The following is an 11,751-nucleotide window of genomic DNA, read 5'->3' on the forward strand; positions in this document are numbered from 1 at the left end:
GGTCTCAAAATCTATGTCTCAAATATGCACTGACGTGCAAATATGATACACTCGGTTCAGATTCCGCCCTTCCTTTCGTACGGGTTTACGGGTGGTGGCAGACGGGAATCCGGGGGCGTACGCTTTCGGCACTCTGTCCACACCGGCAGGAGGCGGCGATGGGGCTGCGCTGGCATGGCACCGCAGTGGACGCCGGGGATCCGGCGCGGCTGGCTCGCTGGTGGGCCGAGGTGCTCCACTTCCAGATACTGGAGGAGCGCCCGGACGCGGTGGCGATCGCGCCCGACCAGGCGACGTATCCCGGCATGCTGTTCGTGCAGGCGCCCGCCGCGAAGGTGGGCCGCAACCGGCTGCAGGTGGAGCTGGACTGCGACGACCTCGTGGCCGACATCGAACGGCTGATGGACATGGGCGCCCGCCACGTGCCCGTGCAGGCGCCGAGCGCGCCTTGGACGTTGCTGGCCGACCCGGAGGGCAACGAGTTTCGGCTGCGCCCGCGCCCGTGACCGCCACGCGATGAAAGTTTCGTCGCGGATGGTCGATATGGGAGCGTTTCCATGCGTCGTTGGGTAACCGCAGGTCGTTGACGCTTCACATGCGCGTTACATCCGGCTACATTGGTCGGCAGTTGTGGGAGCGCTCCCGCACCTCTACGCCCGATCACCCACCGTGCCTGGCCACCGCTGTCGGGCGGATTCGGATGCGCCCACGTCCGATTCCGCGCCATCCCGTCGCGGTCTGCCCCGGCGCGGCTCCACGTACGAGGAGTTCCGTCATGCCCGACGCACGACCACACTGGGGACGCCGGCTGGCGGCGACCGCCGCCGCGGCGCTGACCGCGGCGAGCTTCGCCGTCGCGGTCAGCCCCGGCCCGGCCGCCGCCGCCCCCACCTTCAACTACGCCGAGGCGCTGCAGAAGTCGCTGTACTTCTACGAGGCCCAGATCGCCGGCCCCAAGCCGTCCTGGAGCCGGGTCTCCTGGCGCGGCGACTCCGCCATGAACGACGGTTCCGACGTCGGCCTGAACCTGACCGGCGGCTGGTTCGACGCCGGTGACCACGTCAAGTTCGGCTTCCCGATGGCGTTCACCACCACGATGCTCGCCTGGGGCGCGGTCGAGTATCGGGCTGGCTACGCCGCCTCGGGGCAGCTCACCCAGCTGCTGAACAACCTGCGGGTGCCCAACGACTACTTCATCAAGGCGCACCCGTCGGCCAACGTGCTCTACGGGCAGATCGGCAAGGGCGACGACGACCACAAGTGGTGGGGTCCGGCCGAGGTGATGCCGATGGCACGGCCCGCGTACAAGATCGACGCTAGCTGCGGCGGCGCGGACCTGGCCGGTGAGACCGCGGCCGCGATGGCCGCCTCGTCGATGGTGTTCCGGCCGACCGACCCGACGTACGCCGACACCCTGGTCACGCACGCCAAGCAGCTGTACACGTTCGCCGACACGGTGCGCCAGACCTACCACTCGTGCATCACCGACGCGACGAACTTCTACAAGTCGTGGAGCGGCTACACCGACGAGCTGGTCTGGGGCGGGATCTGGCTCTACCGGGCCACCGGCGACGCGAGCTACCTGGCCAAGGCCGAGGCCGCCTACGACAGCCTGGGCACCGAGCCGCAGACCACCACCCGCTCCTACAAGTGGACGCTGGCCTGGGACAACAAGCAGTTCGGCGCGTACGTGCTGCTGGCCAACCTGACCGGCAAGCAGAAGTACGTCGACGACGCCAACCGCTGGCTGGACTACTGGACCGTCGGCGTCAACGGCGAGAAGATCCGCACCTCACCGGGCGGCATGGCCGTGCTCGACAGCTGGGGCGCGCTGCGCTACGCCGCGAACACGTCGTTCGCCGCGCTGGTCTACAGCGACAGCACCACCGACTCGGTGCGCAAGCAGCGTTACAAGGACTTCGCGGTCCGGCAGATCAACTACGCGCTCGGCGACAACCCGCGCAACTCGTCTTACATGATCGGCTTCGGGAACAACTCGCCGAAGAACCCGCACCACCGCACCGCGCACGGCTCGTGGTGGGACAGCATGACGGTGCCCACCGGGACCCGGCACGTGCTGTACGGCGCGCTGGTCGGCGGCCCGTCCTCGCCCGACGACTCCTACAAGGACGAGCGCAACGACTACGTGATGAACGAGGTCGCCACCGACTACAACGCCGGTCTGACCTCGGCGCTGGCCCGGCTGTCCCAGGAGTACGGCGGCACCCCGCTGGCCGGCTTCCCGGGTGTGCAGGCCCCCGACATGGACGAGATGACCGTCGAGACGACGCTGGTCGCCGACGCTCGGGAGACCCGGGTCAAGGCGATCGTCTACAACAAGTCGGCGTTCCCGGCCCGCGCGCTGACGACGGCGAAGTTCCGTTACTACTTCACCCGCGACGACTCCAGCGCGGTCGTGGTCACCTCCGGTTACACCCAGGGCTGCCCGTCGCCGAGCACCGCGAAGCAGGCGCAGGGCAACCTCTGGTACGTCGAGGTCGACTGCACCGGGTACACCATCGCGCCCGCCGGGCAGTCGCAGCACCGGATGGAGGTGCAGTTCAAGGTCGGCGTCGGCGAGGGCGGCACCTGGAGCGCGGCCAACGACCCGTCGTACCTGGCCACCGCGGGGGTCAACCCGGGCGTGCCGCTGTACCACGGCGGCGTGAAGATCTGGGGCAACGAGCCCAGCACCACCCCGGACACCACCGCGCCCAGCGTGCCCGGCACCCCGAGCGCGTCCGGCGTCACCACCACCGGCATGACGCTGGCCTGGGCGGGTTCGACCGACACCGGCGGCAGCGGCCTGGCCGGTTACGACGTCTACCGCGAGGCGGGTACGACCGACGTGCTGGTCGGCTCGCCGACGGCGGCCGCCCTGTCGCTGACCGGGCTCACCCCGAACACCTCGTACACCTACTACGTGGTGGCCAAGGACGGGGCGGGCAACCGCTCGGCGGCCTCGACCCCGGCGACGTTCACCACGCTGATCGCCGACCCGGTCGACACCACCCCGCCGACCACGCCCGGTACGCCGGTCGCGTCGGCGATCACCTCCAGCGGCGCCACCCTGACCTGGACCGGCTCCACCGACAACGTCGGCGTCACCGGCTACCGGGTCTACCGCGAGGCCGGCACGACGGACGCGCTGCTGGCCACGGCCACCGGCACCACGTACGCGGTGACCGGGCTGACCGCCGCCACGGCGTACCAGTTCTACGTGGTCGCGGTCGACGCCGCGGGCAACGCCTCGACCCCGTCGAGCGCGGTGTCGCTGACCACCCTGCCGAACAATCCGGCGGGCAGCTGCCAGGTCACCTACGGCAGCAACGACTGGAGCACCGGCTTCACCGGCAACGTGACGGTCAAGAACACCGGCACTTCCACGATCAACGGCTGGACGCTGCGGTTCTCGTTCACCGCCGGGCAGCAGATCACCCAGTCCTGGTCGTCGAAGTACACCCAGACCGGGGCCGACGTCGCGATCACCAACGAGGCCTGGAACGGCACGCTCGCCCCCGGGGCGTCCACCTCGTTCGGCTTCAACGCCACGCACACCGGCAGCAACCCGCGGCCGGCAGCGTTCACGCTCAACGGCGCCACCTGCACCATCGGGTGACGCCTTCGGCCCGCGCCGCCGCCAGGGGGTGGCGGCGGCGCGGGCACACCGGTCCGTGCCCAAGCGGACCGCAAAAGGGGGTACGCGGATGCGGTCGCGTACCCCCTCGCCTTGCCAAAGGAAGGGCACCTTCTTATCGCTGTGCGATGTAGAAGGTGTCCTTCCCAACCGTGCGGACGGGATCAGCAGCGGCGGCCCCGGTTGATGCAATCGGTGGCGAACGCGATCAGGTTCGCCGGCATCACGTTGGCGAAGTCGGCGTGGTCGGTGAGCGGGTTGTGGTTCTGCTCGGGGAAGGTGTCCAGCGCGAACGAACGCCCGCGCGGCACGCTGTAGGTCAGCGTCATGCGCAGCTGCGCGATCGGCTTCGTGCCCTCCGGGCAGCGCCCGTCGCTCGCGGGGAAGATGACGTGCGCGCGGTGGTTGGCGCTGTCGGTGTTGACGCCGTCCCAGCAGCTCGGGAAGTCCAGGACACGCTGCACCTGGCTGCCCCGCGGGCACAGCGGGTACTTCGTGGTGCGGCGGTTGGTGAAACCGGTGCAGGTCCACTGCGCCTTGGCGTTGGTCGGGCCGTTGGTGACCGCCTTGGCGTCGCCGGTGATCAGCCGCAGGAAGCGCGGCATCTGCTCGACCTTCGCGAACCGGTTGCCGCGGAACTCCAGCCGCACCGACGCCGGGCGCAGGATGCGGCCGATGTTGCCGTCGTTGCCGCCGCCGTCGGCGGTCGCGTCCTCGCCGACCGTGCCGCGCTGGCGCAGCACCGGCCAGTAGTAGGTGGAACGGTCGTCGCGGCGGCAGGTGGTGCCCGCCGCTTCGAGGCTCTCGTTGGTCGAGTTGCCGTCGGCGGACAGGTTGCCGACGTAGTCGTGCGTGTGGTGGGCGCCGTTGAACACACCCGGCGCGACGATGAAGTTGTCGGGGTTGCGGTGGTCGTTGAGGTTGCGGCCGCACAGCGAGGTGAACGTGCCGGCCGAGCCCTCGGCGGTCGCCCGGCGCTCGCGCACGTTCGGCGCGACCGAGCGGATGTCGACGAAGTCGCCCACCACCGGCGGGCCGGTCGGGGCGTGGCAGCGCGCGGGCGAGCGCGGCTTGGTGCACTCGGCGTCGGGGCCCTGATCGTTCGGGATGCGGGCGGCCGCGGCGAGCTCCGCCGAGACCTCCGCCGCGGGGGTGGCTCCGGTGCCGTCACCGGTCGCGGCCTGCGAGACCTGGCTGATGGTGGCCAGCACCGTCGCGGCGATCAGCACGATCACCGCGGCCAGTAATCGCCGCTCGCGGGGTTCCATCCGGTGCCGGGGGGAGTGACTGCGTGCCATGGGGGTGTCCTTCCGGGAGGTGGGTACCGGGTGCGGCCGACAGGGGCCGGCGGCCGCACCCGGGGTCAGCGGGGGTGCCGGACGCGGGCGGCCGTCACCGCGCCGACGGCCAGCGAGGTCGCCAGGATCAGCCAGACCATCGGTTCCGGCGTGCCGCCGGTGCGGGGGCCCGCGGCGGAGTTCGGCGCGGCGGCCGGGGTGGGGGGTGCGGGCAACGAGTTGTAGTCGACCAGTCCGGTGCTCTCCAGGTACGTCATGTGCCGCATCACGATCGTCACGGCCTTCTGGGCGAACTCGCGGATCACCTCGTTGCGGGTGCCCGCGCGGACCGCCGCGACGATGCTGAAGACCTTGCCGTGCGCGACGCGCAGGCGGGCGATGAAGACGTTGTCCCACGCCTCGCCGCGCAGCCCGTTCAGCTCGTCGAGCCAGCCCTGCTGCTCGGCATTGGGCCGGTCGGGCACCGCCACCTGCAGCTGCGCCGCGACCTTGAGCACCTCGGCGTCCAGCGCGATGTGCTCGGCACTGATGTGGTGGCCGATCTCCCTGACCTTCTCGCTGCGGGCCCGGTCCTGGGCCTGCTTGCCGGCGGGGGACTCCCAGAGCCCGGCGAGGCGCACCCGGACCAGCAGGTCCCGATCGGCGGGGCCGAGCGGCCCGAACTCGGTGACGGTCCAGCCGGGGTCGGTTTCTTCGGCATGGGCGGCCGGCGGCGAGGTGAGCGCCACCGCCGCGGCGAGGACCGCGACCGCTGCGAGCGCAGCGGTCCGGGCGAGGCGAATGTCCATCCGACGCCTTTCCGTGTTCGCCCGAATACATGATGCGCTGCCTATCGGCAGCGCCAGGAGCCTAAGCTCGGAGTCCGCTGTGAAGTCAATCCCCGGAGACATTGTTAAGCCGCTTTTAGGGTCCGCATAGGACGTACCTAAAAAAGTGTGCCCTGTTCACGGGAGTCTTCCGCGATGTGGTCGTAGGCATTGACATTGCGCCGCAAAGGGTTGAGGGTGTCGTCCCAAAGGGATTGCGGACCTCATTCGCGATGCCATTGTCGCTTATTCGAGCAGAGTAGCGGGACGGTTATGGAGAGTGCTCATGTCATCGCCGCGACGGTGGGATTCACCTCGTTCGGGCTGCTGTGGCTGGCAGTTCTCGGCGGCGTCGCGTTGCGCAACGGATGGGGCCTGAGCCGCATCCGCCGGCCCGTGGCGTACGCCGCGCATCAGGGCATCGCCCTGGTCGGGCTGACGCTGGGCCTGGTGCACGGCATCGCCCAGCTCGCCGTGCCGAACGGCACCATCAGCGTGATCGACGTCATCGTGCCGTTCGTGGACACCCACGACCCGGTCGGCGTCGGGGCCGGCGTGCTTGGCCTGGAGCTGGTCATCGCCGGCGCGATCTCGATCGTGATCCAGCGCAAGCTCGGGTTCAGCCGCTGGCGTGCCGTGCACATGGCCACGTACGTCGGGTTCTCGCTGGTCTCGGCGCACGTGCTGATCTCCGGCACGGACACCGGCCCGATCTGGGTCTGGGGGCCGGTGTACACCGCCTGGCTGGCCACGGTGGCGCTGTGGTTCACCACCTGGCCGCGCCGCTCCCGCCGGGTCGAGTCCGACAACGTGCTGGCCGTCGTACGCCCGGAGCAGCCGCGCGACAGTCTGGTCGTCGATGTGGACCCGGTGCGCTGCGCCCGGTTCGGCTTCTGCGAGCAGGAGTCGCCCAGCGTGTTCAGCCTGCGCAGTGACGGCCGGCTCGACTACACCGCGGCCCCGCCCGCGTACCGGCTGGACGAGGTGGTCCGGGCGGTCGAGGTGTGCCCGGCCCGCGCCATCAGCGTCCGGCGTCCGGCAGGCAGCGCCCCGACGCCGCCCCCGGCCCCGGTGACTCCGCTCATCGTGCGGCAGCGTGAGCGCCCCGCCGCGCCGTCCGTCGAGGACGAGGTCGAGGAGAGCCGCCCGGTGGGCCGCTCCACCTTCGAACCCGCCACGGAACTCGACGAGTTCCGGCAGTCCCGGCGGCACAGCCGGGCTTCGCACCGCGCCGCCGGCGCCCGCGACCGCTTCCACGTCGGCGATTTGAGCGAGGACTGAAGCATGAGGCACCGGATTTCGGACCTTGATCGGATTCTTGTGGTCGGGGGTGGACGGGCCGCGGTGGCGGCGGTGGAGGAACTGGACCGGCTCGGGTTCAGCGGGGTGGTCACCGTGCTGGCCGGCGAGTCGTATCCGCCGTACCACCGGCCCGCGTGCTCGAAAGGGCTGCTCACCGGCCAGCGGCCGGCCGACGTGCAGCTGTCCACCGAGTCCTCCGCGCGCTGGCTGACCGGACGGGTCGCGGCCGAACTCGACGCCAGACGCCAGATCGTCTACGGCGCGACCGGCGAGATGTACGAGTACGACGCGCTCATCGTCGCCACCGGCGCCCGCCCGGTCATCCCGGACGGCTGGCCGGTCGGCGAGCCGGGACTGCACAGCCTGCACGGCATCGACGACGCGCTCGGCCTGGCCGCCGACCTGCGCCGGGCGCAGCGGGTGGCCGTCGTCGGCGCCGGGCTCACCGGCTGCGAGGCCGCCTACGTGGTCCGCTCACTCGCCCGCGAATGCACCATGATCGACTCGAATGCGCAGGTCATGACCCGTGCGGTCGGGTCCGTCACGGGTGGGCTGATCGCCGACACGATGCGCCACGAGGGCGTACGCATGCGCCTCGGCCGCCGGGTCAAGCACCTGTCCCGGGGCCGCCGCGGCTGGCGGCTCGACCTCGACGACGGCTCGCACGTCGACGCCGATCTGGTCATCGCCACGCTCGGGGAACGGCCCGACACCGGCTGGTTCACCGCCCGCCACGCCGACACCACCGACGGGCTGCTCTGCGACGAGAGCCTGCGCGTGCAGGGCGTGGACCGGGTCGTCGCGGCCGGTGCGGTGGCCCGCTGGCCCAACGCCTGGTACGGCGACGCCCCCGGCCGCGTCGACCAGTGGATCGCCGCCATGGAGATGGGGCGCGCCGCCGCCCGCACGCTGCTGTCCGGCACGCGTGCCGCGCCCGCCGTCGGGGTCCTGCCGCGTTACTGGTCCGACCTGTTCGGGCTGCGCATCCAGGTGATCGGCCGCCTCGACAAGTCCGAGGAGGTCGCCGTCAGCGAACTGCGCCCCGGCCGCCGTGACATCGCCCGCGGCGGCGTGCTCGCCGCCCACCGCCGCGGTGGTGTGACCACCGGCGTGGTCGCGGTCAACGCGCCGCGGCAGTTCACCACGCTCGCCCGCGCGATGCGGGAGGCGGGCCCGGCCCGCCCGCTCGTGTCGCTGCCCGCCGTCGTCCCGAACCAGCGCCGCCTGAGCCTGGTCGGCTGAGCCGAGAGAAGGGAACCCTCCGATGCTTCGAAGTGTTCGCGCCGTACTGGCAGCCACGCTGCTGCTGGCCCCGCTGGGTGCGATGACCGCCTGTGCGGGCCTGCGCGACGGCCCGGCCCCGGTCACCGCGCCCGCACCGTCACCGCTCGGGCCGGCCGAGAACGAGCCCGCCGCCGAGGTCGTCGCCGCCGTCGGCATCCCCACCGCCGAACTGCGCGGCAAGAAGATCCCGAAGATGGGCGAGGTGGTCGTCGACGCCGACGGCTTCGTGCTCTACCGGTTCGACAAGGACACCGCCGAGCCGCCGGCCAGCAACTGCTCCGGGGACTGCGCCGCGGTGTGGCCGCCGGTGCTGGTCGACGAGAACCTCAAGCTGACCGGACTGGACGCCAAACTCGTCGGCACCATCGAACGGGAGGACGGGGCCACCCAGGTCACCCTGAACGGCTGGCCGCTCTACCGCTACATCGGCGACAAGAAGGCCGGGCAGTGGAAGGGCCAGGCGGTCGGCGGGGTCTGGTTCGTCGTCGCGCCGACCGGCAAGAAGAACCTGTCCTGCCTGCCGACCGCGACCCCGGTGCCGGTGCCCCCGCCGGGCGCGGACGCCTCGCCTGACGCCGGTGCGTCGCCCGCCGCCGCTGCCTCGCCGTCCGGGGACGGCGAATACACGTACTGAACCGGCCGCCCGGTCCCGGGGCGTCGCCGACGGGAGGGCGCGGCACTGCCTGCCGCGCCCTCCCGTGCGCCACACCGGAACGGGTCAGCGCCGGAAGCGGAACCAGTCGATGTTCACGTAGTCGTTGGGCTGGCCGCTGGTGAAGGTCAGGTAGACCGTGTGGGTGCCGGTCACCGAACCCACGTTCGCGGGGATCTCCCGCCAGCTCGTCCAACCGCCGGTGTTGGCGATGGCGAAACTGCCGATCGGCGCGTTGGACAGGCTGTCGATGCGCACCTCGACCAGTCCGCTGATGCCGCCCGCGGCACCCGACGCGGCCCGGGTGACGAAGTCCAGCGGCGTCGGCGAGCCGAAGTTCACGCCGTCGAAGCGCAGGTGGTCGCCATTGCCGATGCTGCCGACGTAGTAACCCTCGTAGATCGTCGTGCCGGCCTGGCCGTTGCGGCTCTCGGCCTGGATGTTGGCGTACGCGTCACGGTTGCCGCTCGGCGGCGGGCTGGCCGGCGGCGACGACGGCGGCGTGGTGCCGCCCGTGGTCTGGTAGACGGCCACGTAGTCGACCCGCATCGGCTGGCCCGACACGGTGCTGCCGGTCGGCGTCGCGGAACCCGCCACGCCGTTCGGGAACGAGCCGCCCATCGCCACGTTGAGCAGCAGGAAGTAGCCCGCGTGCGAGGTCATCTGGGACCAGTACGAGCCGACCTGGCTCTGGTTCACGGTGTGGTACAGCGTCCCGTCGACGTACCAGCGCAGCTGCTGGGCGTTCTCGTTGGTGCGGTCCCACTCGAAGCGGTACGTGTGGAACGCCGACTGGCAGGTGCTGCCCGGGCAGGCGCGGTTCGCGCCGATGCCGTTGAACTCGTTGCACGGCCCGCCGGGCGCGACGCCGCAGTGCAGCACGCCCCACACCGAGTTGATGCCGTTGACGTTCTCCATGATGTCGAACTCGCCGATGCCCGGCCAGTTCTGGTAGTTGCCCCGGTAGGGCGCGCCCAGCGCCCAGAACGCGGGCCAGTAGCCGGCGGCCGCGGCTCCGGTGACGTTGGGCATCTGGATGCGGCCCTCGATGCGCAGGACGCGCCCGGCCGCGGGTTTGAAGTCGGTGCGGACCGTCTCGATGCGGGACGAGGTCCAGCTCGATCCGCTGCGGATCGGGGTGATCAGCAGGTTTCCCGCGCCGTCGTGGCGGACGTTGTTCGTGCTGTTGGTGTACGTCTGGATCTCGCCGGTGCCCCAGTTGGCGGGGCCGCCCGGGTACTGCGTGCCGGTGTCGATGATCCAGTTGCCGGAGGACGGCAGCGTGTTGTTCGCGCCGTTGAAGTCGTCGCTCCAGACCAGCTGCCAGCCCGAGGGCGTGGCGGGCAGGGAGGCCTGCGCGGGCAGGGCGTTGACCGTGGCGACCGCCGCGGCGACCAGGACGGCCAGTCCGCCGGCCAGGGTCGCCTTGCGGTGCTGGGAGAATCGCGGGCTCATCAGGGCTTTCTCCTCCTGGGGAAGAGGGCGGTCCGCACGCCGCCGGGCTCGGCATGGGCGGCGGAACCGGGGACCGTGGGACGGTTGTGAGAGCGCTCTCTTGTTCCACCACTTAACGTCCCCGCAACATGAATGTCAATAACCATCGATGCCAACGTGCGCCGTCGGGCGTCGCCGGTGCTGGTCATGATCGCCGAACTTGCCTGGCACCTGTGCGTATCAACGGTCAAGATACGCACAGGTGCCAGGCAAATCGGATGATCGAGGAGGACGGTGGTGCTGGACGTCGACTGAGCGCCGATGATCGGCCGCCCGACGTTCACCGTTGCGTGCGTGAGGATGCCGGTCGTGGTCAGTAGCATTGGTTGATGGTCGATCCCAGCGAGCGGTTCATCCCCGAGCCTTCGAAGGACACCGGTTTCGGGCGCAGTCCCTACGAGCGCGACCGGGCGCGGGTGCTGCACTCGGCCGGGTTCCGGCGGCTGGCCGCCAAGACCCAGGTGCACACCGCGGGCAGCGGCGACTTCCTGCGTACGCGGTTGACGCACTCGATCGAGGTGGCGCAGATCGCCCGCGAGATGGGCGCCCGGCTGGGCTGCGACCCCGACGTCGTCGACGTCGCCGGGCTGGCCCATGACCTGGGGCATCCGCCGTTCGGGCACAACGGCGAGGACGCGCTCGACGAGGTCAGCCGGGCCTGGGGCGGGTTCGAGGGCAACGCGCAGACGCTGCGAGTGCTGACCCGGCTGGAGGCCAAGGTGGAGGGCGCGGGGCTCAACCTGACCCGGGCCTCGCTGGACGCGACCTGCAAGTATCCCTGGCCGCGCCGGGAGGGCACCCGCAAGTTCGGGGTGTACGCCGACGACCGCCCCGTCTTCGACTGGGTGCGCCTGGGCGCGCCCGACGACGACCGGCGCTGCCTGGAGGCGCAGGTCATGGACTGGTCCGACGACGTGGCGTACTCGGTGCACGACGTCGAGGACGGCCTGTACTCCGGTTTCGTCGAACTGCAGCCGCTGCTGCTGGACGCCGAGGAGCGGGCGGAACTGTGCGCGGACGTGGCGCAGGTGTACTCGTCGGAGTCGCCGGCCGTGCTGCACGAGGCCCTGATCGAGCTGCTCGCCGATCCCGTCGTCGCGCCGCTGGCCGGATACGACGGCTCGTTCAAGGCCCAGCTGGCGCTCAAGCGCTGCACCAGCGTCCTGACCGGACGGTTCGTCGCCGCCGCGGTCGACGCCACCCGCGACAAGTACGGCGACGGCCGGCTGCGCCGCTATGACGCGGATCTGATCGTGCCGTCCGCCGCCCGGATCCGCT

General features: G+C 70.9%; 9 protein-coding genes. 6 read left to right on the top strand and 3 right to left on the bottom strand.

Going from position 1 to position 11,751, the window contains the following annotated elements; translation table 11 throughout:
- Positions 1 to 158 precede the first annotated feature (158 nt).
- Positions 159 to 506, top strand: a complete 348-nt coding sequence (locus tag AB0B35_RS41620; RefSeq protein ID WP_361057288.1) for a VOC family protein — start codon at positions 159 to 161, stop codon at positions 504 to 506.
- A gap of 269 nt (positions 507 to 775) precedes the next feature.
- Positions 776 to 3,619 carry a glycoside hydrolase family 9 protein gene (locus AB0B35_RS41625; RefSeq protein WP_361057291.1) on the top strand — a complete coding sequence of 948 codons (2,844 nt, stop codon included), beginning with the start codon at positions 776 to 778 and terminating at the stop codon, positions 3,617 to 3,619.
- Positions 3,620 to 3,801: 182 nt separating this feature from the next.
- On the opposite strand, the gene AB0B35_RS41630 is transcribed toward AB0B35_RS41625, so the two are convergent.
- Both AB0B35_RS41630 and AB0B35_RS41635 read right to left on the bottom strand, forming a co-directional pair.
- Positions 3,802 to 4,935, bottom strand: a complete 1,134-nt coding sequence (locus AB0B35_RS41630; protein ID WP_361057294.1) for a DUF1996 domain-containing protein — start codon at positions 4,933 to 4,935, stop codon at positions 3,802 to 3,804.
- Positions 4,936 to 5,000: 65 nt separating this feature from the next.
- On the bottom strand, positions 5,001 to 5,723 hold the full coding sequence (locus tag AB0B35_RS41635) for a DUF4142 domain-containing protein (RefSeq protein ID WP_361057297.1): 723 nt from the start codon (positions 5,721 to 5,723) through the stop codon (positions 5,001 to 5,003).
- A 291-nt stretch (positions 5,724 to 6,014) separates the two neighbouring features.
- On the opposite strand from AB0B35_RS41635, the gene AB0B35_RS41640 reads away from it, so the two are divergent.
- The 3 genes from AB0B35_RS41640 to AB0B35_RS41650 are packed head-to-tail and all read left to right on the top strand — an operon-like array spanning position 6,015 to position 8,961.
- Complete coding sequence (locus AB0B35_RS41640; RefSeq protein ID WP_361057300.1) at positions 6,015 to 7,022, top strand: hypothetical protein; 1,008 nt, start codon at positions 6,015 to 6,017, stop codon at positions 7,020 to 7,022.
- 3 nt (positions 7,023 to 7,025) lie between these two features.
- Positions 7,026 to 8,285 carry an FAD-dependent oxidoreductase gene (locus tag AB0B35_RS41645; protein ID WP_361057303.1) on the top strand — a complete coding sequence of 420 codons (1,260 nt, stop codon included), beginning with the start codon at positions 7,026 to 7,028 and terminating at the stop codon, positions 8,283 to 8,285.
- Between the two features lie 22 nt (positions 8,286 to 8,307).
- On the top strand, positions 8,308 to 8,961 hold the full coding sequence (locus AB0B35_RS41650; RefSeq protein WP_361057306.1) for a hypothetical protein: 654 nt from the start codon (positions 8,308 to 8,310) through the stop codon (positions 8,959 to 8,961).
- Between the two features lie 84 nt (positions 8,962 to 9,045).
- On the opposite strand, the gene AB0B35_RS41655 is transcribed toward AB0B35_RS41650, so the two are convergent.
- Positions 9,046 to 10,434 carry a carbohydrate-binding protein gene (locus AB0B35_RS41655; RefSeq protein WP_361057309.1) on the bottom strand — a complete coding sequence of 463 codons (1,389 nt, stop codon included), beginning with the start codon at positions 10,432 to 10,434 and terminating at the stop codon, positions 9,046 to 9,048.
- A 368-nt stretch (positions 10,435 to 10,802) separates the two neighbouring features.
- On the opposite strand from AB0B35_RS41655, the gene AB0B35_RS41660 reads away from it, so the two are divergent.
- On the top strand, positions 10,803 to 11,751 hold a 949-nt coding region (locus AB0B35_RS41660; protein ID WP_361057312.1), incomplete at its 3' end, for a deoxyguanosinetriphosphate triphosphohydrolase.

The sequence above is a fragment of the Catellatospora sp. NPDC049133 genome (assembly GCF_040648455.1).
GTDB classification, from domain to species: Bacteria; Actinomycetota; Actinomycetes; order Mycobacteriales; family Micromonosporaceae; genus Catellatospora; species Catellatospora aurea.

What these genes read in the sequence shown, in the direction of transcription:
- AB0B35_RS41620 (WP_361057288.1), top strand. Translation starts at nt 159, where the DNA reads ATGGGGCTGCGCTGGCATGGCACCGCAGTGGACGCCGGGGATCCGGCG.
- AB0B35_RS41625 (WP_361057291.1), top strand. Translation starts at nt 776, where the DNA reads ATGCCCGACGCACGACCACACTGGGGACGCCGGCTGGCGGCGACCGCC.
- AB0B35_RS41630 (WP_361057294.1), bottom strand. Translation starts at nt 4,935, where the DNA reads ATGGCACGCAGTCACTCCCCCCGGCACCGGATGGAACCCCGCGAGCGG.
- AB0B35_RS41635 (WP_361057297.1), bottom strand. Translation starts at nt 5,723, where the DNA reads ATGGACATTCGCCTCGCCCGGACCGCTGCGCTCGCAGCGGTCGCGGTC.
- AB0B35_RS41640 (WP_361057300.1), top strand. Translation starts at nt 6,015, where the DNA reads ATGGAGAGTGCTCATGTCATCGCCGCGACGGTGGGATTCACCTCGTTC.
- AB0B35_RS41645 (WP_361057303.1), top strand. Translation starts at nt 7,026, where the DNA reads ATGAGGCACCGGATTTCGGACCTTGATCGGATTCTTGTGGTCGGGGGT.
- AB0B35_RS41650 (WP_361057306.1), top strand. Translation starts at nt 8,308, where the DNA reads ATGCTTCGAAGTGTTCGCGCCGTACTGGCAGCCACGCTGCTGCTGGCC.
- AB0B35_RS41655 (WP_361057309.1), bottom strand. Translation starts at nt 10,434, where the DNA reads ATGAGCCCGCGATTCTCCCAGCACCGCAAGGCGACCCTGGCCGGCGGA.